This window comes from Sphingobium sp. B11D3A, from assembly GCF_025961695.1.
Lineage (GTDB): Bacteria > Pseudomonadota > Alphaproteobacteria > Sphingomonadales > Sphingomonadaceae > Sphingobium.
Genome location: NZ_JAOQOE010000002.1, coordinates 80,039 through 105,410, shown reverse-complemented (window position 1 = coordinate 105,410; position 25,372 = coordinate 80,039). Strand labels below are relative to the sequence as shown.

At 61.8% G+C, this 25,372-nt stretch carries 19 protein-coding genes; 16 read left to right on the top strand and 3 right to left on the bottom strand.

The annotated features are described in order from the left end of the window. The first annotated feature begins 9 nt into the window (after nt 1-9). Genes M2332_RS16545 through M2332_RS16480 form a run of 14 tightly spaced genes read left to right on the top strand, consistent with a single transcriptional unit; the run spans nt 10 to nt 16,206 of the window. Nucleotides 10-846 carry a DsbC family protein gene (locus tag M2332_RS16545; RefSeq protein WP_264575052.1) on the top strand — a complete coding sequence of 279 codons (837 nt, stop codon included), beginning with the start codon at nt 10-12 and terminating at the stop codon, nt 844-846. Further along, nucleotides 843-1,457: a hypothetical protein gene (locus M2332_RS16540; RefSeq protein ID WP_264575051.1), complete on the top strand. Its 615-nt coding sequence runs from the start codon at nt 843-845 to the stop codon at nt 1,455-1,457. Before M2332_RS16545 ends, M2332_RS16540 begins: the two co-directional genes overlap by 4 nt. After that, the gene (gene traC, locus M2332_RS16535) at nt 1,454-4,039 is read left to right on the top strand and encodes a type IV secretion system protein TraC (RefSeq protein ID WP_264575050.1); all 2,586 of its coding nucleotides are present in this window, start codon (nt 1,454-1,456) and stop codon (nt 4,037-4,039) included. Before M2332_RS16540 ends, traC begins: the two co-directional genes overlap by 4 nt. Continuing rightward, nucleotides 4,036-4,407 carry a hypothetical protein gene (locus M2332_RS16530; RefSeq protein WP_264575049.1) on the top strand — a complete coding sequence of 124 codons (372 nt, stop codon included), beginning with the start codon at nt 4,036-4,038 and terminating at the stop codon, nt 4,405-4,407. The genes traC and M2332_RS16530 overlap by 4 nt, the downstream gene beginning before the upstream one ends. Next, nucleotides 4,404-4,901: a type-F conjugative transfer system protein TrbI gene (locus M2332_RS16525; protein WP_264575048.1), complete on the top strand. Its 498-nt coding sequence runs from the start codon at nt 4,404-4,406 to the stop codon at nt 4,899-4,901. The genes M2332_RS16530 and M2332_RS16525 overlap by 4 nt, the downstream gene beginning before the upstream one ends. Then, nucleotides 4,882-5,412 (top strand): S26 family signal peptidase, encoded by a 531-nt coding sequence (locus M2332_RS16520; RefSeq protein WP_264575047.1) that lies wholly within the window; start codon nt 4,882-4,884, stop codon nt 5,410-5,412. Before M2332_RS16525 ends, M2332_RS16520 begins: the two co-directional genes overlap by 20 nt. Next, entirely contained in the window at nt 5,412-6,044 is a 633-nt protein-coding gene (traW, locus tag M2332_RS16515) for a type-F conjugative transfer system protein TraW (protein WP_264575046.1), read from the top strand. Before M2332_RS16520 ends, traW begins: the two co-directional genes overlap by 1 nt. Further along, nucleotides 6,044-7,072, top strand: coding sequence for a conjugal transfer pilus assembly protein TraU (gene traU, locus M2332_RS16510; protein WP_264575045.1), 1,029 nt, complete (start codon nt 6,044-6,046; stop codon nt 7,070-7,072). Before traW ends, traU begins: the two co-directional genes overlap by 1 nt. Then, nucleotides 7,072-7,821 carry a type-F conjugative transfer system pilin assembly protein TrbC gene (gene trbC, locus M2332_RS16505; protein WP_264575044.1) on the top strand — a complete coding sequence of 250 codons (750 nt, stop codon included), beginning with the start codon at nt 7,072-7,074 and terminating at the stop codon, nt 7,819-7,821. Before traU ends, trbC begins: the two co-directional genes overlap by 1 nt. Before the next feature lie 26 nt (nt 7,822-7,847). Next, complete coding sequence (gene traN / locus M2332_RS16500; protein ID WP_264575043.1) at nt 7,848-10,727, top strand: conjugal transfer protein TraN; 2,880 nt, start codon at nt 7,848-7,850, stop codon at nt 10,725-10,727. Beyond that, nucleotides 10,727-11,155 carry a hypothetical protein gene (locus M2332_RS16495; protein WP_264575042.1) on the top strand — a complete coding sequence of 143 codons (429 nt, stop codon included), beginning with the start codon at nt 10,727-10,729 and terminating at the stop codon, nt 11,153-11,155. The genes traN and M2332_RS16495 overlap by 1 nt, the downstream gene beginning before the upstream one ends. Beyond that, nucleotides 11,142-11,945: a conjugal transfer protein TraF gene (traF, locus tag M2332_RS16490; protein ID WP_264575041.1), complete on the top strand. Its 804-nt coding sequence runs from the start codon at nt 11,142-11,144 to the stop codon at nt 11,943-11,945. Before M2332_RS16495 ends, traF begins: the two co-directional genes overlap by 14 nt. Then, nucleotides 11,945-13,378, top strand: a complete 1,434-nt coding sequence (locus tag M2332_RS16485) for a conjugal transfer protein TraH (RefSeq protein WP_264575040.1) — start codon at nt 11,945-11,947, stop codon at nt 13,376-13,378. The genes traF and M2332_RS16485 overlap by 1 nt, the downstream gene beginning before the upstream one ends. A 20-nt stretch (nt 13,379-13,398) precedes the next feature. Next, nucleotides 13,399-16,206, top strand: coding sequence for a conjugal transfer protein TraG N-terminal domain-containing protein (locus M2332_RS16480; RefSeq protein ID WP_264575039.1), 2,808 nt, complete (start codon nt 13,399-13,401; stop codon nt 16,204-16,206). Nucleotides 16,207-16,237: 31 nt separating this feature from the next. Here the strand turns inward: M2332_RS16480 and M2332_RS16475 are convergent, their stop codons facing one another. Continuing rightward, complete coding sequence (locus M2332_RS16475; protein ID WP_264575038.1) at nt 16,238-16,459, bottom strand: hypothetical protein; 222 nt, start codon at nt 16,457-16,459, stop codon at nt 16,238-16,240. Between the two features lie 539 nt (nt 16,460-16,998). On the opposite strand from M2332_RS16475, the gene M2332_RS16470 reads away from it, so the two are divergent. Together M2332_RS16470 and M2332_RS16465 are read left to right on the top strand one after the other, a co-directional pair. After that, nucleotides 16,999-17,859, top strand: coding sequence for a hypothetical protein (locus M2332_RS16470; protein ID WP_264575037.1), 861 nt, complete (start codon nt 16,999-17,001; stop codon nt 17,857-17,859). Nucleotides 17,860-17,982: 123 nt separating this feature from the next. Next, complete coding sequence (locus tag M2332_RS16465) at nt 17,983-22,011, top strand: hypothetical protein (RefSeq protein ID WP_264575036.1); 4,029 nt, start codon at nt 17,983-17,985, stop codon at nt 22,009-22,011. A gap of 410 nt (nt 22,012-22,421) precedes the next feature. Here the strand turns inward: M2332_RS16465 and chrA are convergent, their stop codons facing one another. Further along, a complete protein-coding gene (gene chrA / locus M2332_RS16460; protein WP_264575035.1) occupies nt 22,422-23,612 on the bottom strand; it encodes a chromate efflux transporter in 1,191 nt (396 codons plus the stop codon). Between the two features lie 201 nt (nt 23,613-23,813). Beyond that, entirely contained in the window at nt 23,814-25,364 is a 1,551-nt protein-coding gene (locus tag M2332_RS16455) for a hypothetical protein (RefSeq protein ID WP_264575034.1), read from the bottom strand. Nucleotides 25,365-25,372 lie beyond the last annotated feature (8 nt).

Below are 25,372 nucleotides of genomic sequence, written 5' to 3'. Positions count from 1 at the left end.
AATTTGAGCATGAAAATCTGGCAAAAATCCTTGATCGTCGGCGGCATTGTCGGCGGCCTTCTCGGTGGCGGCGCCGTCCTCGCTGCAGGCAGCAGCAACGAGACCGTGGCAGCGCGTCTGAAGGCCCGCCTGCCCAACACGCAAATCTCCTCGGTCGATTGCGGCAAGCTGTCGGGCCTGTGCGAAGTGGTGGCGGGCAAGACCTTGTTCTACACGGACAGCAGCGCGCGCTATCTCGTAGTCGGCCGTGTCTATGACATGGAAGCGCGGCAGGATCTGACCGCCGCGCGTCTCCTCGAGATCAATCCGGAAACGCTCCTGGGCGGCGCCGCGCGCAACGAGCAGCAGAGCGAGGACTTTGCCGGGGCGTCGGCATCGCCTGTGCCAGCAGCAGCGGCGGCGGCAGCAGCGCCAGCGCCTCGCCCTGTGAAGCTCGATGTGTCGAAGCTCGGCACATCGGGCGCGATCGTCTGGGGGAAGGCCAACGCGCCGACCGTGACGATCTTTACAGATTTCCGTTGCGGTTATTGCCGCCAGCTTGCCGCCACGCTGGAGCAAATGAACGTCCGCGTGATGGAACGGCCGATCTCGATCCTTGGCAGTCGCGATCTGGCCAACCGTGTCTATTGCGCCAAGGACAAGGCCCGCGCCGTTCGCGCAGCCTATGCGGGCGAGGCGCTGCCGGAAGGTCGCTGCGACACTTCTGGCCTCGATGCCAATGAGGCCTTTGCCCGCGAGCATCGTCTGTCCGGGACGCCCGTCATCGTTCGCGCCGATGGCGCCCTGCTGGAGGGCTATCGGCCACGCGACGTTCTTGAGCGCTGGATTGCCGGAGGCGCGTCGTGAACGCGGCGCGTTCCTCGCGGGCAGCGACCATTGTCCTCACAAGCATCGTGGCTCTGACGGCATTGTCGGGCTGCTCGCTTCTGCGCAACAATGTGAAGGGGAGCTTCACCTGCAACGCACCCAGCGGCATGTGTGCGCCGACCAGCGCGATCGACGATCAGGCTCTTGCCCTCATAGCTGCCGGAGAAGGTAAGCTGGCGCCAAGCGTGATTACCGATGGACAGCACTCGTCTGCCGCGATGAAGATCGTCCTGCCCACACGCATGGACCGGTTCGGTCGCTGGCGCGAAGCCACCGTGGTTCACGCTGAGCCGCTTGAACGCCCATCCTTGGCTGGGCCTCAAGCACCAAGCGGGCCGATGCAGCGCGCCACCGGCCTCATGGATCTTGCCGTGCGTGCGCCGTCGCTCTCCGTTGTTGGTCCTTCTGAGGTGACAGCGCCGCGCACGACACGTCGCGAGCAAATCGAAGCCCAGGTTCGCTCGGCGCTGGCCAGTCCGCAGTCGAGCGATGACAAGGCGGCAACGCCTGCAAGCGAGCCCAAGGCAGCGCCCGCCGCAAGCCTGATCCGCGCGCCGGCGCTGAGCATCGATCAGAGCGCCTTGCAATGACCGGCTTCCTTGAAGCCCTCCTTGGCAATGTGCTGGGTGGTCCGGTCAGAACCGACCGCCCCGCGCGTGCGCCTGACGTGCCGATGCTTGCGCATTGGCTTCCCTATCGCAGTTACGATCCTGCGAGCGGTCTCTATTTCAACAGCGCCTCGCGCGGGTTCGTGCTTGTGGTGTCGCCGCTGATTGGCGCGGACGAACGCACCGGCGAGATTATCGGCCAGTTTCTGTCCGAAGGCATTCCGCAGGGCGCCTGCATCCAGATCATGCACTGGGCCAGTCCGCGCGTCGCTGATGCGCTCGATCGCTGGTATGCGCCGCGCTACGCCAGCGGCGGCGTGTACGAGCAGATTGCGCGTCACCGCTGCGATCATCTCCAGGCCGGCGTATGGGAGAGCCTGTCGGCCGACGCGCCGTTCCATCTGCGCACCCACAAGGTTTTCATCTCGCTTGCCGTGCCCGAAGGCTCATCGGTCGCCAATGACGAGCTGGTCTCGCTGCGCGATGCCATGAGCGCGATGCTCAAGTCGATCGAGTTGCATGTGCGCGCGGTTGAGCCGGCGCATTTGCTGGCGCTGATCGATGATCTGACCTCGCCGACCACGGCCTCTGGCGAAGATCCGACCGAGTATAATCCATTTGATTCCATCGCCGACCAGGCCGTGCGCCGCGATATGGAAATTCGGGTCGAGCCTGAGCGCCTGATCCTGCGAACCGAGCGATTCCGCGCGAGCGGCCAGTCACGGGCCGATACGCCTGCCATCGGTGAAATCCATCCTGACAGCTTCGACGTGCGCAGCTTTGCAGTGCGCAACCTCCCCAAGCATTGGGCGCCCTGGGATAGCGTCAACCTGATCGGCGATCTCTTCTCCGACAAGTTGCGGATGCCGTGTCCGGTCGCAACCGTGCTGTGCATCGAATATCCCGACGAGCAAAAGCAGGCCGGCAAGGCCAGCTACAAGTTCATGCGAACCACGAGCCTGACCGAGACGCGATCGGTTCGGTTCATGCCGACGCTGCGCGATCAGAGCCGCGAGTGGGAATATGTCCAGGATCAGATGCGCGCCGGCCAGAAGCTGGTTCGTGTCTTTTTCGGCGTCACGAGCATTTCGCCGCTGGGGAAGGGCGATACCAACGAACGCGCCGTGAAGGCCGTGTTCAAGGGCGCCGGATGGGATCTGCTCGACGAGCGCTACATGCAGATTCCGAGCCTGATGAGCATTATGCCCATGGCGTTCGGCAATGGCCTCGCCAGGGATTACGAACGCCTCAAGCGAATGCGCACGATGCTGACCTCGACGGCTGCACACATCGCGCCGATGCAGGGGGAGTTCAATGGCGGCCCGGTGCCGCACATGCTGCTCATCGGAAGGCGCGGACAGCCCTTCTTCTGGTCGCCCTTCGAAAACAGCGCCGGCAACCATAACGTCGCTGTGATCGGCAAGTCCGGATCGGGCAAGTCGGTCTTCCTGCAGGAGCTGACCGCGGCGATGGTCGGGGCAGGGTCCAGGCTGATCGTCATCGATGACGGGCGCTCCTTCGAGCATTCGGCCAAGCTGCAGGGCGGCGACTTTATCGAGTTTACGATGAGCTCGGGCTTCTGCCTCAATCCCTTCTCGATGATCGATCGCCAGCTCGCCGGCGATGATGAGGATTATCGGCTCGATGCCATGGGGATGCTCAAGGCGATCATTGCCCAGATGGCGCGGCACATGGATCGCCTCGACGATACCGAACGCGGTCTGATCGACGGCGCCGTCAACCTCGAATGGGATCGCCACGGCAGCGATGGTTCGATCGATGGCGTCATTGCGGCGCTGGAAGAGGACGGCCATCCCCGTGCCAAGGAACTGGCGATCTCTATGCGCCCCTTCTCAAGCGCGGGCACCTATGGCGCGTTCTTCAAGGGGCGGGCAACGGTTCGTATCGATGCCAATCTGACCGTCTTCGAGCTGTCCGATCTGGCGGCGCGCGAGGAGCTGCGCAACGTCGTGCTAACGGCGATCATGTTCCTCTCGACCAAGGCGATGCGGGCCGATCGCTCGACCCGCAAGGCGCTGCTGATCGATGAAGCGTGGCAATTGCTCAAGGGCGGCGCCATGGCAGAATTTGTCGAGACCTATGCGCGCACGTGCCGCAAATATGGGTCGGCGCTCATCACCGCCACGCAATCCCTCAACGACTATTACGCGGCTGCCGGTTCCAAGGCCGCGCTGGAAAACAGCGACTGGTTTGCGGTCCTGCAGCAGAAGCCCGAAACAATCGCCGATTTCTCGAACCTCCAGCGCTTCGATATGCGCGGTGGCACCGAGGCGCTGATGCGCTCGCTCAAGCGCAGCGGCGGTGATTACTCCGAAGTGATGATCAAGGGGCCGGACTCCCTTGGCGTCGGCCGCCTCGTTCTGGACGCCTATTCCAACACGATTTTCTCATCCAGTCCGCAGGTCTTTGCGCGGATCGAGGCGCTGGTTGCTGCGGGCCATTCGCTTGGCCCTGCGATCGAGCGCGTCGCCTTTCCAGATGACGAAAGCAAGTGGCACGCACAGGCCAATTCCTTCGCCTATAAGCAGGAGGCAGCAGAATGAACGGGCAGATGCGTTTGAGCCTCCATGGGGGGAGGGCGCCGCGCGCGCTTGCCAAACGTCTTTGGGTGCGGATCGCGCGCGCATGGGCGTTGCTGGTCGCCCTGGCACCTTGGGCCGCGCTCAATGCCCTGGCCGCTTGTGGCTCTATGGTCCTTGTCCTTTGGTCCATGAGCGACGGGAGCCCGCTCGGCTTCTGGCATGAAGTGACAAACCTTGGCGCGCACTACAGCGCTGCTGCCGAGCTGGCGCGCGCGCAGTTCGATTTCCTCCTCGCAGTGCTGTGGTCGGCGCTGTTCCTCATCATTTGCGTGAGCCGCAAAGCCAGCTTGCAGACCCGTCTCGCGCCTAGCGGAGACGCACAATCATGAACACTGAACTTACCGCCCCCGCGCCTACAAAGCCGCGCGGCTTTGCCGGCTTTTCCTGGCCCCAGCTCTTGGGCGGCGTAGTCGCGGTGGGTGCGCTCGTCTGGGGCGTCTGGCTGACGCAGGAGGTCGACCAGCTCAAGGCGCGCCGGACCGTTTCGGTCAGCCTTTCGGCGATGATCAACGATTTCGTGATGGCGCAGGCGCGCTCTGGCAACAGCCCCGAACAGGTCGAGCGCGAAACGGCGCATTTCATGGCGACCTTGCAGGGCATCCTCAAGGCACGCGCACAGGCCGGCGAGACCATCCTTGTGAGCGAGGCGGTGATTTCTGAATCCGTGCCGGACATTACGCCGCAGATCCGCGCGAAGGTCGGCGAGGCCATGGTCGCATCGGCGTCCGCACCGGCTCGTCCCTCATCGGTCATCCCCGCCATGCCCCCGGCAGCGCAGTCCGCCCCGGCTTTGGAGCAAGGTAATGCCAGCGCCAATCGCTGAATTCCCTACCTCTCGTCCGCTGCCATTCTGGAAGGCGGGGCTGATCCTGATCGGCATCGTCCTGGCTTGGAGCCAAGCGGCCGACATGGCTGAGAGCTACCGATTTCTAGTCAACCGCACAGGCAGCCTGCCAAATTGGGCGTTTGTGGTGGACAGCTCAGGCCGTCCGGAGAGCGGCGGAACAATCTTCTTCGTGCCGCCCGCTAATGCGCTTGTGATCGCGCATTTTGGAGCCGGCCGCCCGATTTTCGGCAAGACAGTTCTGGGTATGCCGGGCGAGGTGGTCACGCATGTTGGGCCGCTGGTCTATGTCGGTGGCCGGCATGTCGGCACGATGAAGCCCGTTTCCAAGCGCGGCGAACCTCTGGCACCCGGGCCGACCGGCGTCATACCCAAGGGCTGCTACTATGCCGGCTCCGCGCATCCCGACGGGTTCGATAGCCGTTATGCCGCGATCGGCTTCATCTGCGGTGGTCAGATCGTCGGCACCGGTATTGCGAGCGTCTTGTGATGCGCGCGCTCTTCGCCCTGACTGCGTGCGCAACGCTCGCTCTTGCTGCGCCTGTGGCGGCAAAGGACTATGGCCAGCACGGCGCGCTGTTCGTCGTGACAGAGCCCGACCTTTTGATGTCGATCCAGTCGCGCCTCAAGCGCCTCGAAGCGGATGGGTCGCTTGAGCGGATGAACCGGGAGATGGCGGAGCGTACCGAGCGCAAGGTGCGCCGGCCCGATCCGGTCGCCGGCATGACCAAGGCGCAGAGCTTGCGGAGTTGGACCTACGATCCGGCGATCGTCATCGACAAGGACATCAAGGACACTGCCGGCAACATCATCGTAAAGGCCGGACAGCGCGCAAATCCGCTGGATTTCATTCAGGTGCGTCAGGCGCTCGTCTTCATCGACGGCGACGATCGCGAGCAGCTGCGCTGGGCACTGGCCTCCTACACCGCTGAGAACGCCAAGATCATCATGGTCAAGGGCGCGCCGCTGGACGCCATGACGGCCCATCAGCGCCAGTTCTTCTTCGACCAGGGCGGATATCTGGTCGACCGCTTCGGCATCCGCGCGGTTCCTGCAATCGTCACGCAGGCCGGTAAGGTCATGAAGGTGCGCGAAGGCACGGTAAAGGATCTGTCGCGGTGATGGGGCAGGGGGTTTTGCGCCGCGCCGGGCTTGCCATGCTCGCGGTTCTTCTGCTGGCTCTGGGCAGCGCCCCGGAAGCCCGCGCCTCGACGCCGGGCTCATGCACGGGCCGCTTTCCCAATCCGATCACGGACATTTGCTGGTCGTGCCTGTTTCCGCTCTCGGTGGGGGCGCTCAAAATCTTCCCTTCGGTCGCCGGTCGCCCCGACACGGATAACCCGAACTCGCCGATCTGCGCGTGCGGATCGCCACTCCCGCGCCTTGGCCTTGCGATGGGCTTTTGGGAGCCGGTTCGCATGGCCGACGTCTCCACCAAGCCATGGTGTTTCGTGAACCTGGGCGGCAAGAAGATCGCACCGGGTTTCGACATCGGATATGGCAAAGCCAAGCGCGGTCGCGATGGCCATGACACGGGCTCAAAGTGGCACGTCCACTGGTATGTCTATCCGCTCATGTATTGGATGGAGCTGCTGACCGACGCGGCCTGTCTGGAGCAAGCCAGCTTCGATATCGGCTATGTCACTGAGATCGATCCGCTCTGGCAGGACGATACACTCACGGCCCTCATCAATCCAGAAGTCGCTCTGTTCGCCAATCCGATCGCACAGGCGGCTTGCGCGGCCGATTGCGCGGCAGCGACGATGAAGCTCCCGCTCGATCCGCTATTCTGGTGTGCTGGCTGTCAGGGCGCGATGTACCCGATGAACGGCAATGTTTCGGCCCATATCGGCCATGTGCAGGCCTCGCGCCTCGCTCTCTCGCGCTTTGCCTACAAGATTCACCGCCAGGGCATTGCCTGGGGGACGATGGGCGGCTCGGGCCTGTGCGGCAAATATCCCATGCCGATCCTGCGCAAGCAACAGTACCGCTTTCAGGCGGTCAACCCCTCGCCAATGGTGAAAGGGCGCTGGGCGTGCCCGGCGATGGGATCGTCGGACCTCAAGCCCGGTTCGGGTCAGGTCATTCCCGTCTCCGGTGAAGACATGGGCTACCTCGTGTGGCGCAAACGCAATTGCTGCGTGCTGTGATGGACTCTCTCATGCGCAAATCGATCATCTGGGTGCTTTCCGGCGCCGCACTTCTTGTCGCGGGCTATGCCGTCGCACAAACGGTGCAGGGCCTCGATCTTCAGGCTATTACACAACGCGCCAGCGGCCATGCGGTTGATGCTCAGGCGCTTGCCGACGAGGTTACACGCCGAAGCCAAAGCGTGCGGGAAGAGGCTCTTGCCGTTGTCGAGGCAGGGCATGCCAACCTTGGGCAGAATGCAGACGCCCTGCGCGGCGGTATCAAAGGGCCGATCGATTTCGATGCGATCGTGGCCAGCGCTGCCGATCCCGACCAGCGCGGCAATGCGCCCCAGTTCATTGTGTTCGCCTCGCTGTCGATGCCGGCGGACAGCCTCAAGCCGCTGATCCGCGATACGACAAGGGCAGGGGGGGCAGTCGTGTTCCGGGGCTTTCCGGGCAACAGCATGAAGGCGTTTCAGCAAGGGATCGCCAAGGTTCTCGAAGGCCGTTCGGACAATGTGAACGTCGGCATCGATCCGCGATTATTCCGGGCCTTTGCAGTCGAGGCCGTGCCGGCCTTCGTGGTGGTCACGTCGGATTTCGATAGCTGCGATGGGTTCGACTGCAAAACCGATGTTCCGCCCTTCGACAAGCTGAGCGGCAATGTCACCGTCTCCTACGCCCTGGAAACCATGGCGGACGGTGGCGGTCCTGGTGCGCGGGTGGCGCGCACGGCCCTTTCAAATCTGCAGAGGTCAGGCTCGTGAAGCGCTTTGCCATTCTCCTGCCCCTGATGCTGATCGCCGGCGCGCAAGCGCAGACCGGCTCAATGCAGGCAGCACAAAATGACGGATCGCAATTCGCCAAGGATCTCGCTCCATCGGCCGCCGAGATACCGGGCCGTGAGGTCACTGCCGATACGATGCCCGGATATCAGGGCACGCCGTCGGATTTGAGCGGCCTGATGGGCGGCAGCGACGACAAGCTGATGAACGCCAGTGGCTCTGCAGCGTCGAATGAAGCCTATGGTCTCATGCGCTCGGCCGACGACAATCGCGCTCAGATCGATCCCAGCGAGATCGAGAGCATTGCAGCGCGCGGCCGCCAGATCAACGACGATGCAGCTGCGATTGCGGGCATCGAGACCCACAATTCGCAAGGCCAGTGCGAGCCCGTTTCGCAGCAAGGGTCGCCGGCGACTTACGAAGCGACCTGCGACGTTGGCGAGGCCATTTCGACATCCGAACCGACGACACAATATAGCTGTCCCGAAGGCTGGTCCCTTTCGGGCACGACCTGCTCGATAACGCAAACGCAGCCGGCCAAGACCACATACTCATGTCAGCCCGGGGAAACACTGTCAGGCACAAGCTGCACGTCGTCGCAGGCTCCGACCCTCACAGGCTATAGCTGTCCATCGGGCTTTGCCCTGTCGGGCACCAGCTGCACCAAAACCCTAAGCCAGGCGGCTTCCATCTCGGGCTATTCCTGCCCGGCGGATTACGCCTTGCAGGGCACGACCTGCAAACGGACCCTCCAGCAGTCCGCCACCCCGATCTATGCCTGCCCGGCGGACTATCAACTGACCGGCACAAGCTGCAACGCATCGAGAACCTATCAGGCCACACCAACCTATTCCTGTCCCGGCGGCTTCTTCCTGTCTGGAGCAACCTGCCAGCAAACCGTCACGCGGCCTGCAGATGTCACGCTCGTGTGCCCCAGCGGTCAGGTCCTGAACAACGGCTCCTGCATCATGCAGTCCACCTACGCGGCTACGGCCACAACAACCTGTCCTCCGGGGTGGGATCTCCAGTCAGGACAATGCGCAAAGGGCTATAACTACACTGCAAATGCCGTCTACACCTGCCCAGCGAACTATTTTCTCGACGGCACGCTCTGCCGGTCGAACCGCTACCAGTGCGGCGTCAGCATCAGCTCAATTCGCTATACGGTTTACAATGGCCAGGAGGTCTGCGCGACCCGGAAAGCCGAAGTGTCCGGGGGATGCTCGAATGCGACCTTCTTCGGGGAAGCCAAATTATGGGGGCAGGCTTACTGCCTTTCGCGGCCACAGACGGTTTATCAATGCGCCAAATCATGGACCGATGCACAAAACCCACTCTGCCCATCGCTTTATCACGCCACCGCCACCGCCGCGGTCAACTACAGCTGCCCAAGTGGCGGCTCGCCCTCGGGCGCAATATGCTACGGCACCAACTATGTTGGAACGGAAATCCAATATTCCTGCCCCAGCGGAGGCAATCTTGCGGGCAGCAGCTGCACGGTCAGCCAGGTTTCGACGCCCACCACGAATTATAGCTGCAGCGCCGGACAGACGCTTTCTGGCACGTCCTGCTCTGCCACGACGAGCCAGAGCGCTTCGGTAACCTACGCTTGCCCAAGCGGCGGCACCCTCACGGGTACATCGTGCGCAGCGTCAGACACGAAGCCTGCGGAACTGACATACCGGTGCCCCACCGACTGGCAGCTTTCAGGAACGCAATGCACCTCGATCCTCAGTCAAACGGCTGAGCCGAGCTACACATGCCCGGTCGGCTATGATCTCAATGGATCGATGTGCAGCCGGCTCCAATCGCAGCCGGCGACCGCGCAATATACCTGCCCTGCTGGTTACCAGCGATCGGACGAGACCTGTTACCGCAAGACGTCAGCGACGGCGGCTCAGACCTGTCCGGACGGGTATGCCTTGTCGCAAACGACGTGCACCCGGACCCAGACACAGGATGTGAACATGACGTCGGTCTGCTCGACGCCGGAAGCGACGCTGCAGGACGGCCAATGTGTGACGAGTGAGAAGAAGACCGACTGCACGCAACTGGCCAGCAATGCCCAATGCACCTTCCTTCGAGAGACCTGTCTCGATGTGTCGCCGGGCAGCACATGCCGCGTGGCTGAGAAAACCTATCGCTGTCCTGTCCCGGATTCGGCGCAGACCGAGACAAGCTATATCTGCAGCGGCGACATGTGGTGCATGAACGGGAGTTGCCAGACTGTCGAACGCGAAGCGAGCGACGAGTTCAAGGATGCTCTGGTCGCTATGGGCGCGATCGACCAGGTTGGCGAGGATTTCGATCCCGACAACATGCAGCTTTTCGAAGGCACCGCCGAGAGTTGCCACAAGCCGATTTTCGGCGCGATCAACTGCTGTGCCGGCAAATCCTCGGGCCTGCTGACCGGCGCTGCCGGCATTGCTGCCAAGCTCGCGCTGGGCACTGGCCCCGGTGCTATCGCTGCGGTTGCCACGCAATTTCTCACCATGTTCGCGTGCAGCAATGAGGAGAAGAGCCTCGATGTGAAGGACCGCATGGGGCTTTGCCACAGCGTCGGTAGCTTCTGCACCGAAAGCGTGCTGGGCGTCTGCACCACCAAGCGCTCGTCCTTTTGCTGCTATCAGTCCAAGCTGACCCGCATCATCCAGGAACAGGGCCGCCCGCAGATCGGCAAGGATTGGGGCAAGCCAGAGGCGCCGATGTGTGGCGGCTTCAGCCCTGACGAGTTCGCAAAGCTCGACCTCTCGCAAATGGATTTTTCGGAGATCTATGCGGACATGCTCGAAGCCGTACAGCTTCCCGATCAGGCTCAACAGGCGAGCGATATCCAGAACAAGATCCGCGACTATTACGAACAGACGTCTTCAGGGGGCACGCATTAATGAGTGGGCGGAGTGGCGCTGGCCGCGACCGGACTTCCAAAGGGAAGCCGGCGCGCGATGCGCTGACACATGAACAATATGACGCGATATTGAGGACCCATTCGGGGCTGGCACAGATCAGCATCCCTGAATTGGCCATCCTGCTTCGCTGCCGCGCGGATCGCCCTGTTGAGGGTGAGGAAGTCGTGGCCTCGCTCCTGACCTGGTTCGATCGCCCGATCTCGGTCGAAGAGGTGATCGGGTGGCTCGACCGCCTGATGACCCTGGGCTGGCTTGAGCAGATCGGCCAGCGCCAGATCTACCACACCACCGCGCTCGGCCGCGAAGTGGTCGAACAGATGCGTCGGCCGATCATGAAGGCGGGCATCTGGACCCTCACGGGCGGCAATATTCTGCAAGAAAGGGAGGCAAGCGATGAAGACGAGTAAGTGGCTAGGCGTTCTGGCGCTGGTGAGCGCCATGCCGCTTCAGGCTCAGACGACCGAACCGGCGCAGGCACTCTCATCGACGCCGCAGGATGATCTCTATTGCGGGCAACGCAAGCTCGGCACCTGGTTCTACTGCGAGCGGCCTAAAGCGCAGGAGCCAGAGCAGTCGGCGGCGCCGGCGATGTCAGCGGCCCAGAGGCTGGCCATGATCCGTGAAAAGCTCGACGAGATGAAGGCACGCGCGATCCTCGAACCGACTGAAGAAAATATCACGGCCTATGTCCGCTTCCAGCGTGAACAACTGGATCGCGCCTCGACATTCTCCGATCAATGGCAGCGCTCGATCTGGCAGAACCCCGAGCTGGACTACACGCTGCAACGGCCTGTCTCGACACTCGGCAAGCGGGCATGGCTCGATGCGCGCAAGGTCGATCAGGACGCCGCGCTGCGCAATCTCTCGCGGCGCTATGGCATCTTCTATTTCTACGCCCAGAATTGCGGCGCCTGTGAAGTGTTCGGCCCGATCCTCAAGGCCCTCGCAGATCAGAGCGGATTCCAGGTCGTGGCCGTCTCGATGGACGGCGGACCGAACCGCTCTTTCCCCAACTATGTCGTGGATGTTGGGCAGCATCAGAAAATGGGCCTGACCTCACGCGCGACGCCGGCACTTGTGCTTTACGACACGCAGGCCCGGCGCCCGATCCCGATCGGAACCGGCATCCTCTCGGCCGACGAGATTACCGAACGGATCTTCACGCTGACACACACCAAGGTCGGGAGTGACTTCTGATGCGCAAATCCACACTTGCTCGCTTCGCACGCTCAACCTGCGCAATCGCCGTGTCGGCCGCCATGGCTCTCGCCCCGGCGCGCGCCGGCGTTGGCGCAGACATGACCGGCTTCTTTCAGGAAATGGGCGGCTCGGCCAATGTGACCGGGCCAACAGCCTTTCAGGGCCAATCGGCGGGCTATTATTCGCTCGGCTCGGTGTGGACCCGCTTCCCGCAAAAGACCGTCTACCCCGCCAATCTGCAGCTCCCGCAAGTGCGCGCAGGCTGTGGCGGCATCGACATGTTCACCGGCAGCTTCAGTTTCGTCAATGCAAGCGAGCTGGTGGCGATGATGAAGGCGGTCGCCAACAATGCGCTGGGCTTTGCGTTCAAGCTCGCCATCGATGCGATCTCGCCGCAAATCGGCGGCGTCATGGACAAGATGCAGCAGATTGCGCAGCAGGCAAATGACATGAACCTGAGTTCCTGCGAGGCCGGCGCTGCGCTGGTGGGAAGCATGTTGCCGCGCGATCAGCTTGTCACCGATCGAGTCTGTCAGACCATCGGCACGTCCAAGGGCATTTTCTCGGACTGGGCGCGCTCGCGTCAGGGTTGCGGCAACGGTGGCCAGCAGACCAGCACGCTTAACGCCAATACAGATCCCGCTCTCGCCGCGCAAATGGCAGGCCCGAAGAACTATGCGTGGGATCTCATCAAGGCCTCGCCGTTAGGCGCGCAAAGCCAGGAGATGCGTGAGTTGGTCATGACGATGGTCGGGACGATCATCGTACCCAAGCGCGCCAATGATACCGACCAGCCCAACATCCAGTTTATCGGCGGACAGGTCGGGCCGGTCCTCGATGCACTTCTTGACGGCGAAAAGCCGGTCACGATGCTCGGATGCGTCGACACGGCGGCGTGCCTGTCCACCACCACCCGCACCCTTGCGCCGCTGGGAAGCGCAGCCCTGATCCCGCACGTCCGCCAGCTCATTCTCTCGATGGGAGACAAGGCGATCCTCGATCAGGCCCTCACGACCGAGGAGCGGCAATTGCTCTCGATCGCGAGCGTCCCGATCTACAAGATCATTGCGGTTCAAGCTGCCTCCGGGTTCCGCCTGTCCTCCAGCGAAATGGACTCGCTCTCCGAGATCGTGGCGCTCGACATGCTGAACGCGATCGTCGGGCAGATGCTCGAGCAGGTCTCTGGCGCGCGCGGCGGCCTGGTCAATGCCGGCGATGCAGAAAAGACCAATCAGTTCCTCGCGCAGCTGCAGGACGTGCGCCAGCGGGTCGCCAGTCGCGATGCCAAGATGGAAGCGCGCGTCTCGCGCACCATGGCGATCATCGAACGGACCATGGCGATCGAGACCACGCTGCAGCATCGCATGGCGCCCTCGATGGCAGCATCGCTGTCGTTCAGCCGCGCGCTTTCGGCGCAGGGCCTGCGCTAGGTTAGGAAGGGGGCAGGGGGATGCTCGAAGTCTTCACGGTCGGTGGCGGCGAGTATATCGTCAACACCCTGAACGCAGTGGCAGCCTGGACCGGGGGTGGCGGCTATCGGTCCATGATCCGCGTGGTGATGATCATGGGCCTCGCCTATGCGCTGCTGCTGATGGCGTGGAACCTCGATTATCGGGTCCTGCTCAACTGGTTCCTGCAAGCTACGCTCATGTACATGGTGCTGATGGTGCCGACCATGACCGTCAAGGTGACTGACCGCACCAACCCCAATCTGCAAGGCGCCGCGGTCGGCAACGTGCCCGTCGGCCTTGCCCTCATGGCGAGCTTTACGAGCCAGGTGGGCGACTATCTCACGCGCTCGGCCGAAACCGTCTTCGTGATGCCCGGCGCCCTCAACTACAGCACGGGCGGTATCATCTATGGCGCGCGGCTCCTTGAGGCGACGCAGGGCCTGCGGATCAACGATCCGGTCCTTGCGACGAACCTGCAGGAGCATTTTCGCCAGTGCGTGTTCTATGACGTCATGATCGGCCGCAAGACGGCGGCGGCTCTCATGGACAGTCCCGACATGCTGGCCGCCATGGGGCCGGGAGCCATATCGCTCTCGCAAATATGGCTCGCGTCCGATGGATCGCAGGCCATCATCAGTTGCCGGGATGCCTACACCAATCTGCAGCAGGGCTGGTCGACCTATTACAATGCAGCGCTGCCGCGTATCGCGCGCCAGTTCTTCCCCGATCTGTCGGCCGCATCGGCGCAGAGCAAGATGAACGAGATCGGGCAGGTGGGCAGCGTGAGCCTTGGTGGCACGGCCTCGACCTCGGAAGGGCTGGTGAGGCAAGCTATGTTGGTCAATGCGCTGGTCCAGGCCACAGCCGCCTCCGGAGGCTCGTCCAGTGCGACCGACACGTTCGCACAGATCCGCGCGGAAACGCAGACGCGCAATACCTATGCGACGATCGCCTCTGGCGCGATGAAATGGGTTCCGCTGCTCAACATCGTCCTGACGGTCGTCTTCTACGCGATGTTCCCGATCATTTTCCCGCTCATGCTGATGCCGGGGCAGGGGACCGGCGTCGCCAAGGGATATATGCTCGGATTCTTCTATCTGGCGAGCTGGGGACCATTGTTCGTGGTCCTCAACATGATCTTCATGACCCGTTGGGGCGCCTCAATCGGCGCATGGCAGGGTGGGGGGCTTACGGCCGCGAATTTCGACGGCGTGTCCGCCATCAATCAGGATATTGGCGCACTGGCCGGCTATATGATCATGTCAGTGCCATTCATCGCTGCCGGCATGGCCAAAGGCGCTATGTCGATCGCGTCGCATTCGGCGAGTTTCCTTGCGCCAAGCCAGCGCGCGGCCGAGGAAGCGGCCCAGGAGCAAACCACCGGCAATTACAGCTATGGCAATGTGAGCCTTGCCAACCGCACGATCAACACAGCGTCCAACGATCAGTGGAACACGGCGCCCAACATTTCCACCGGCGCGGGCGTGGTCAGCAACCGCCGCGAGGACGGGAGCTGGGAACGCCAGATGTCCGGTGGCGGTACGGTGTTCGATAGCAGCCAGGGCATTTCTCAGCTTCCCGTTGCGCCAACCATGTCCAGCGGGTTTCAGGCAGAGGCGCGGAAAAGCGCGGCAGAATATCAGAACATGGGCGCGCAGAAGCGGGAAGCCGCCAATCAGAGCTGGTCGGCCGCGCGCTCGCAGGCGACAGAACTGTTTAACACAGTCCAGCATAGTGACAGCTTCAGCCGCGACCAGGGCAGTGGCACAAACAGCTCGATCGAGCGCATGTCACAGCAGCAGCAATCGTGGTCCGAACGCCTGCAAAGCGAATTTGGGTTAAGCAAGGAGGCTGCCGATCACGCTTCCCGCGATGCTTCCCTGACAGGCAATGCAAGTCTGACAGCGTCGCTGGGGCTCGGAGGTAAGTTCGGCCCGGTTGACGGCTCAATTTCTGGCAGTTTGGGCGGAAAGTATGAAACAGGCCAGAGTTCACGCTCGAGCCTGTCAGCTTCGGAGGCGCAGAAGCTCATGGACGCGGAAGACTGGCTTCGCCAGGAATCAAACAGCGAGGCCGCGCGTCAGAACCGGGATAGCTTCTATCGCGAGACCAGCTCGACACAAGATAGCCACGTCCGCGGACTGACTGAACGCACCAGTGCCAGCATTACCGAAGCCCGGTCGCTGAGCCGCGAGGCCTCGCGCTATGAAGATGCCGGCAAGAGGTTCGAGAGCGTCCTTTCCGAAGCACAAAGCAATGGGTTCAACTGGACGCGCAACATGAGCCAGGATTTTGTGCAGTGGTGGCAGGAAGAGAAGATGACCAATCCTATGGTCCAGAACAGTGGGTGGGACCCTGGCATGGTCGCTGTGTCGCCAACGCAAGCTGCGGTGCGGGATGGCGCCATGCGTCGTTTTGAAGAGCATTATGTAGACCAAATGAAGAACGATCTGCCGCCGCTGCCATCGCCGCCAGCTCCCACCCTGCCTGGCCCTGCTTCATCGACGCGCGAAGCCGTCACGTCATGGGGCAACGGCGCGAGAGCGGGGATAGCTTCTCAAGGGCCATCGACTGGCGCCAGCGGCGGTCGAGATGCGGACCTGGAGAACAATGTAGCCGCACACCTCGATGCGGGGCGCGAGTTCACGACAGGCAGGCATGATGATCTGCGCAACAAAGTGGCCCACGCACGACTGGAAGGGCACGACATGCAGGATCGCGTTGCCGGTGAACAGTGGGGAATAGTGCCGGGAGTGGACGATCTACGGGATCGTGTAAAAGGGCCCGATCCAGCAAATGGAGAGTGACGATCGCGAGAGCCACACGCGATCGTCTGCGTTAGAATACTTTGAAAAATGCGAGAGTAATCACCACAAAACCAACAGCCATCACGGCAACTATTCCCCAGAAAATCCTCGGATCATCAGATGGCTCGATACGCCGATGCACGCCAGGAAGTTCCGAACCGCGTCGATAAGCTGCATAGTTCGAACGAGAACTATCCTGATTCCAGTACATGGAATGGTGCGGATCGCGCGATGGATGATACGGATCAGACATAAACACTTACCTCGGTTAGAACATAACAGAAACCGCGCCACCTCACAAGAACGACGCTTCGCCCCCGAACAGGCAGCGGCACTTTGTGAGTCAAGCGCGACGGGGGTGTTATAGGATGATAATGGCCTGACTGCTTCCGGATGATCCGAACTATCCGCCCTTGAGCTCATTGTGACAAAGCGGACGCTCGATCGCACCAGCGCAATGACCGCCTTCGACCAACACAAGTCGTTGAGCGACGTTGATGGGAGCGGGAGGTCTTTGCTGAAACCCGCCATTGGGGTCGCGCAAACCAGCGGGTCGGCTTTGCGGCCCTCGGATTGGCCATTCACGTCGCCTCAAGCCGAGCTTGAAAGCTGCCCTTAGATTAAAGCCGCCCTTAGATTGAGGCCGCGGACTTGATAACCCCCGCCGCGCGATCTGCGGTGAAGATGCGGAGCTGCGGCTCGCACTATTTTTGCCTTTCAAGCTGAGAACCCTGGCTTTACCGTTATTCGCAAGGGTTCCGGGAAGATCGGCGGCTAAAGGAGACGGGGTGAATGGCGGACAAGGTGCCGTCGTGGCGTGACATCGGGAAGGCTTCCCGTGCCCTGAGTGCGCTGTTTCCGGGGGACCGGTTCCTGAAGACAGTCCTTCGTGGCTGTATCAAGGTCGGGAAGCAGAAGAGCAACCCGATCCGCGGCAACTTCCTGGCGACCGGGCTCCGTGAAGCTGTGAACCATATTATCCACAAGCTCGCGCCCGACGACGAGGTCCGTGGGTGCGTTTGGTTTGTGCAGGCGGAAGATACTGACACCGTCACGCGAAAGCAGCGCGCGACTTACATCATCAAGGGGGGACTTCCCGATGAGTTTTTGAGGGAGGAACTGAAGATTGAAGTGGCCCCTGATGCGAAGGCGCTGGCGGACATGATAAACGGTCTGAACAGGTCCACCCACGTTAGGCCGAATACGATCTTGACCGAGGGGACAGCGGTCAGGCGACTGTTCTACGACGTCCTCGACGCAGTCGACACCCTTCTTGATGCGGCGGAGGACAGCAGGAGTGCCGTCCGGGATGCTGTGGCAACGGCGCTGCACAACAGGGTGTTCGAACGGCTGATTTCGGAGACGATCCAGGAGCTGGACGAGCTGTCGACGCACACCACGGTAGATCACCACTGGATCGATGCCATTGAGGTCAAAGATATTAATTCAGAGACAATCAGGTACGAGGTAGCCGGCACCGTCAGCGTCGCGCTGCAGTACGGATCGAACTCTGACGTGAGGGGCGACATCGGCTTTCGAGCATCGGACTCCTATCCCTACGAGGCGACGGTCATCTGCTCCGTTGCGGATCCCTTGGGCGTTGATCCCGGAGACATCGAGCTCAAGGTCGACAACAGCAGCTTCTTCGAGTGAGGTTCGCCCGATGATCACGATAATGGACCGGCTCAGACACCTCTCGGAGATAGGCACGGTTAAGATAGTAGCGCATCTGTCTCGCGTTGCGATCTTCTATTCGAATTATAGGCCGTCGGCGCCATGTCCGGCCTCGTAAGCGACCCAGCGCGGCAAGCGCAGGATACATTTCGCGGTTATATCTACCAGATATTACGCAGCATCCTGGTCTGGCTAGACCTCGGTGATGACGAGCAGCTGTTCCTTGAAGGCGCGGAAGACCTCGATCGCATCGAGGGCGCCGAAGCGCTGACCGAGCAGGTCAAAGACACGGGAGGCTCGGGCAATATCACCTTGCGCACGGCATCAGTCGTCGACGCGATCAACAACTTCTGGGGGCACCGGACGCGAAATCCCGACATCGTGATCCGATATCGCTACGTCACCACATCCGGGATTGGCATCGAGCAAGGTTCATCGTTCGATGGTGGTCGGGGCGGCCTCGATCTCTGGAACAACCTTCGCGCCGCATCCTATGATACAGCCAACGACGAGCGAATTCTGTCGATTACCCGGTTCTTGCTCGACGGAGGCAAGCTGTCGGTGCCGCTGAAACAGTTGTTCACAGAAGCCAGCCCGGCTGAGCTGTTCGCACAGGTGATCCAGCCAGTTGAGTGGATGACGGGCCAGCAGGACGGCGATGCCCTGGTCCAAACGATCAAGGACCGGCTCGTTGTGCATGGCGCAGCCAGTTTGATCGCGCCGGCCGACGCCGAACTCGCCTTCGACGCGCTATACACCGCCGCGTTTGACGCGGCGAAGCAGAAGGACGGTGTCCCGCTCAATCGCGCGCAGTATCTGCGCATCTTCGCCGGCGCGACAGGGATCCACGTCCCTAAGCAGGATCTGCTGACCCTCATGCGCGCCGCCCTGGCTTCGGGCAGTGGTGACCTGGCCGTTCAGGCGCAACCTTTGACTTTGGAAGGTCCGCCACCGCTGCCCCTGCAGTATTTCCGGCGGGTGGCGAGCGAACAGGCCCTGAAGACGGGATTATTGGCCGGCACGGTTCTACTCCACGGATCGACCGGTTCGGGCAAAACACTAACCGCCGCTAGCGCGCTTGTGTGTGTTGAGCCGTTGTGGCTGACGCTTCGCGATCTGAGCCCAGGCGAGGTCAAGGCACGGCTCGCTGCAGCAGCCAAACAGTTGCGAGCAGGGGCGGCCGCCAGAACCTTGGTGGTCGATGATCTGGATACGCTCTCGGATCCCCGGGCGATCGCCGGGCCGCTAGGCGCGCTGTGGCACACGCTAGAGGCGATCGGCGGGCGGCTGCTGGTAACCTCGGATCGCACATTGCCCGACCGATTGGCGCAGGCAGTCCAGCTCGATCCGGCGCGCGAATTCCAGATGCGGCCCTTCGATGCGGATGAAATCGAGGCATTTCTGCGGGAAAGCGGTTGCCCGAACGATCGCGCCAAGCTCTGGTCCAAGCTTCTAGAAGTTTCGACGCTCGGGCATCCGCAGCTGGTGAGCGCACGCGTGCGCACGCTAGCTGCAAAGGACTTTCCCCAGCCGGATCATTCGGACCTGCTTGGAGCGACCGGCGACCTCGACCCCATCAAATTCGAAGCCAGGCGGCTCATATCCGAGCTCCCCGAGGGCGCACGCGAGCTTCTCTTGCGGGCGAGCCTGATGACAGGACGCCTGTCGCGCAAGCGGCTGTTGTTGATTGGGCGTCTACAAGACGCAATCGCCGAGCCTGGTGTCGCGGTCGACATTATCGCGGGACCTTGGCTCGAAAAGATCGAGGATGGTGAGTATCGCGTATCACCGCTGACGCGCGGCGCGGCCGAAGAGCTGCGAGGTCAGGCTTGGACCAAGGCGATGCATGGGCAGCTCGCCTGGACCTACCTCCTTGAACGTACCGTCAGCCCTTGGGATATCTCGTCCATCCTGATGCACTGCTACATCGCAGGGACGGCCGGCCCACTAGTCCATGTCTCGCAAGGGATGTTCTCCGCAAGCGAAGAGACATGGGCTGCGGTTGGCGAAGCGTGTGGGATCTATGTCGGCCTTGGCCTCGACGCAAGCAACCCACTGCCATTCAGGACGGCGATCGACGTCTACGTCTTCCGGATCCTTCAATACCGCATCGCGGCCGAGACCAATCCCGACACCGCAATGCGAATCGCGCTCAAAATCGAGGAAGAATTCGCCGCAGCCCCGGATGACGATGGCCGGCAGTTCTTTCGCTTCCTCTATCTCAGCCAGTTCCTGTCGATCCTGAAGGTCCGCTACCCGGTCGCGGTCATCGTCGCACGATCGCTCGAATTCTTCGACGTCGCCAAAGCACTTGAGACGACGTTCCCGGAACGGCTCGCCAAAGCTGGCCTTGAGGATGAGGACAGCATCCCGGCCGGTACCTATGTGCAATTCGCCAGCCTTCGGTTGTTTTCGCAGATTCAAGACATCGACGAATTCACCGCGCTGATCGAAGCGCTCGAAGGTAGATCGGTGGAGAATGCATGCACAGTGCTGAACTCGATCGGCACACCTGACGATATGGCATCAGTATTGATCGAACGCCTGTGGTTGTCCGAATACCAGTCGAAGGCCATTGGCTGGCCCGCCTTCCGGGAGAAGCTGCGGAACGCTTTCGACTTTAGCGGAGATGTCGGCGCTACGTCGATGGCACGAGCGATCGCGCCGGTGCTGCTGCGGATGATCAACGAGGATTTGGGCGATCCTCAAGGAGCCATCGCCGAAGCGGGTGATCTCGACGGGGTTGTGGGAACAGACCCGATCTACATTTGTGCCTTTGCCAAGGTTACCAGCGATGCCGGCAACTTCCTGAAAGCCAGGCAGCTCTGGCGTGAGGCGCTCCCGAGATGGCCTCGCGCGCAAGATGATATCGGTTGCGCGTATGCCTATCGCTCGGCCGCGATCGGCTCCGCGCGGAACGGCGAATGGACTGAAGCTGCCGAATATTTTGATATGGCGCGAAGCCTAGTTGAGGAGGGTTCGCGCCCGACCTTCACCATCGGCCTTATGATGGACGCAGCCCTTGCGCGTTTTATGGGAGGCGATCGCCGCCAAGCGGTCCGTGAGTTCGGGCAAGTCGTTGCGGCACTTGCGCCAATGCAGGCTGATTATGATTGCGAACCTCTGCTTTCGCTACAGCGCCGCAGCGGCGGATTCCTGTCCGCGGTTGTAGGCTGGATTGCGGGTGAGCGCACAGACGAAGAGATGACGAAGCTGGTCGGCATGTGCAGCAACCTCGACCCATTCGTGACCGATGCTCCCGTTGCGCCACCACTCGACACTCTCCGCCTTGATCTGATCCGGCTTGAGCTTGCCTGCGGCGCATCGCTTGACGGGTCACTGCGGGAAGCCCCGGCCCTGCGGGCCAGCCCCTTCATGTCGTTTCGTGCTGGCAGTGGCCCGGTGCTGTTTGAACTGGCACAGCGGACATTGGATTTCAGTGACATCGTGATCGACGGCACGAGACTGCTCGACGCCCTAGCCATGCTGGCGGAACAGATCGCCATGAATGATCGCGACGTCATGCGCGTCGACGATGGCAAGGCCCGGGACTGGTCAGAAGGCGCCGACGAAATTCTGTTAGGTCATGTGGTCGTCGCCACCTTCGCATTAGCCGCCGCGGATCAGCTCGATCGACTGCCCATTGCCCGCTGGCGGGCGGACGCGGCGGCGCATCCGCAAGGTGGACGTGTAGAGCAGCTAGTCGATCATATCGAGGGGCTATTCATCACGGGTACGGTCGAGGCCTGGGGCACGGTCCTCAAATGCCCATCGACTGACTGGTCCCATCACGCGATCTCGGCTCTCGCTGCGACACTGCTGGAGCGTTTGGCACCGGACGCCCTGCTCGTAGCGCATTCGCTGTGGGTCCATTATCTCAAGGAATCCCATCGCCGGCAGCTCGCCCAACATTATGCCACGTACCTCGCATCCAGACAGTGGACCGTGGTGACGAAACTCCCGGCGCAGTTCGGCTCATCCGAGAGTGGCACCCAGCCGCTATCCACCGCCATCGCTGCACCGGGGCAAGGATGGTCAAAATTGCGAACCATATTGCAGGCGGCTCTCGACATCGTGCCGCTGGCTGCGGATGACAATGCTCGCAAGACGATAGAGACCATGGAAGCCTAGGCGACCTTGCCGTCAGGCGATGCTTCGTTCGCTGAGCGCATGCCTTGGACGGGAAGGCTCAATGAAAGGAAGCTTGGACCAAGCGCACGTTCTGAAGCGTATTTTCCGGACCGTCCGCAGACTTCAGCATAGGTGGGAGGGCATACATGGCTCCCCGAATGACGGGTTTTAGCGTAACCTGACGCTCCCAGGAGCGGCTATGACCGGCAGCTTAGTCCCAGAGCCGGCCGGTCCCTCGGCCACTACTGCCGCATCGACACACGGAGCCTATTGGGATAAGATTGGAGCGAGCGAATGGCGCTAAGTCGGCGGGGAAAGTCCTCACCGGCGAAGGCCGCTAAGCCCGATCGCCGCTCGCAAACAGCTATCCGGGACAGACGACAAAGCAGCTATCGCTCCGGGAGATGCCATCATAACGAGACAGCGGCACCGGTCAGTGCACCGCAAGCCAGGATCGCAGGCGTCACCCATACCGCCTTTAGGCGCCATGCAGCGGCCAAGGCGAAGCCAAACAATATGATCGCCATTGGTGGCGAGGAGATGCGCAACCATGCTGCCTCACCCAACTGCAAGAACGTCGCAGCGATAATGCCAACCACCGCCGCCGCAATGCCTTCCAGCGCCCGTTGAAGGCCAGGGCGATCGACAATCGCTTCCAATCGCTCATAAAAAATGAGTGAGAAGGCGAATGCGGGGAGGAACATGCCCGCCGTGATCGCAAGCGCCCCAGGGAGTGCGCCCGCCACATAGCCGGCGAATGTTGCAAAGATAACAAGCGGCGCAGGAAGAATCCCTGCCAGCGCGACCCCGTCGAGAAAGGTTGCGTCGCTCAACCAGCCACGCCCCACCGTGTCGGCACGCACATAGGGAATGGCAGTGTAGGCGCCGCCAAAAGTCAGCAACCCACCCTTCAAACCGGCAATGAACAGGGCGGCAATGGTTGACGGTTCGTGAGAGATGGCGAGCGCCTCTTGTCCGCCGGGAAGCGAATGAAGGCTGATGGCTATGCTTGCGGTAAAAACAGCGATGGCAACCGCGAAAGAAGGCCTGTGACAACAGGCGTAAATTGCCGCGCCAGCGACAAGGGGCAACCAGAATGGGACGCTCGCCAAGGTCAGCAGCGCGCTACCCAAGGCGATCCCACAGGTCAGCCGATCCACCAGGATATGCTCGCCGATCCGGACAACCGCACGCAAGATGATCGCCAGTACGGCGATCTGGATGCCGAGGAGCGGCCCGCTCCACATTCCGTGGTCCGCGATCCATGTGACATAGACCCAACCGGCGAACAGCATCAGGGCGAAACCTGGCAGCATAAAACCCAACCCTGCCAAAAGTCCGCCAATCCGGCCCCGCGCAATGATGCCGAAGTGGACGCAGAGTTCATGGGCCTCAGGCCCTGGTAGCACCTGTAGGATCGCGAGCAGTTTGTTGAAGCGCGAGCGGTCGATCCATCGCTCCTCCTCGACCAGTGACTGACGCAGCATGGCAATCTGGGCTACAGGCCCGCCAAAGGCGAGAAAGCCGAAACGGAGGAATTTCAGAAAAATTGCAGAAAGGCTGATCAACGGGGGACGGTTGTCAGTAACGCTGTTATCCATAAACGCTCCTCGGCCGCAGACACGGCAAATGGAGCGGACTTGGACGGGCACCGTCTAATCGGGCGTCCGCAATGCCCGATGCAAGATATATCGTTGAATGCACACGCCGCGTCAATGGCCGCCTCCCTGCAGCTTTTCAGCAATGCTGCTTAAGACCAATAGGTCGGTATGTTGGCATCTGCCGTAACGCGATCTCACGCATCAACGCTGCCGCTCGATGGTGTAGCTGTGCGAGGGCTGCAAGGTGGCGATCGCTTCGACAGGCTCAGGTGGCCGCCAGCGAAATTGCTTCACCTCGACCTTCTCTGGGTAGACATCGACGATGGAAAAGCCGTTCCGTTCTTCCATTTTGGCAATGTCGCTTATACCCAGAACGGCGGCATGATGCGGAGCGACGCCCCGGGCGCTGCTCGGAAACCCGGGCGTGCCCGTCCCAATTGTGCCGGGCAAGATTGCCTGGATCGGGTTGGCCGAGAGATCGAGGTCGCCGCTGCTCGAAATGGCCGAGATCGCGCTCGCATGCATGTCGCCCGAGATGCTGATGGCGGCGCGCTCCCTTTGCGCGCTCAAGGCTGCGGCGAGCCGCTGATGCTGCTCAAACCAACCCTTCTGCCAGTAGCCCTTGTCATTCTGGAACGTGCTGTCATCCGAGGCGCCGTCGGCATACCATTCGCCAAGCTTTCCCGCGGTCCAGCCCAGCGGATTTGACGGGGCCTGAATGAGCTGCTTTGCTGTCGAGCGGTTGAGGCGGTCAATCAGATAGGCCTCCGCCTCGGGGAAGAGAACCTTGGCATCAGGTCCGGTGGACCAACCGCGACGACAGTCGAAAAGGTCGATCTCCAGCAGATTGCCGACCCGGACCGTCTCCACCGTGCCGGACTTGTAAGGGTCGCCTAGATCCGGCCGGCCGAGCGCATAGGGATAGACCATCGCCGCCGTGCGCTGCTGCAGCCCGAAGATGAAGGGACGCGGCGGAAAAGTATATCCCCAGGGCCCCGCATTGTCGTTCTCGAAATAGTCATGGTCATCCGTCACGAAGACCAGTGGCACCGAGGCGAACCGGTCTTCATAAATCGAAGCGATCTGCCGGCTGATGATCGTGTTAAGCGACCGCCGGTTGGTCTCCGAATCGAAGGCGCTGTCCTCGTCGATCCAGGCGATCTTGCGGTACTGCTCTTCGGTGGCAGCACGGGCGGCCGGATCCCGCCGATATTTGAGCGCAGTCCAGAGATCCCAGTAGATATGGTCGCCATTGGCCACGGCGAGATCTGGCGAGAAGCTGAGCGCCCTGTCGAAAAGGGCGCGGCGGACCGAGATCGGCAGATAGCCGTATGGCTTGCCGGCCTCATCGCCCCCCGAACAGGTGAAGAACAGAACACGGAAGTGCTGCGGCTTCGCTCCAGGGGCAGGCAACGTCTTCAATTGCCACGGCTCGCGCAGCGCCTTGCCATCAGCATCGTTGAGCGCAAGCGTGTGGGCGGTCCCACCCTTGAGCCCGCGCTGGACGAACCCCCAGCTATAGCCGTCTACATCCAGCCGCTCTGCCTTGACCGCGCGCCCGTCAATGGTGAGTCGCGGCGGATGAGCCGGTGGCACATCGAGCAGCACCTTCACCGCCAAAGTGTCGGCACTCGCAGCCGGAATGATCGCCCGCACGGCGGCATTGGCCTTTGACCAGGCGACGCCGCCCTTGAACAGCCCGCCAAGCCCGAGCGCGCTCGCCCCGCGCAGCACATATCGTCTGTCGTACATGATGGTCA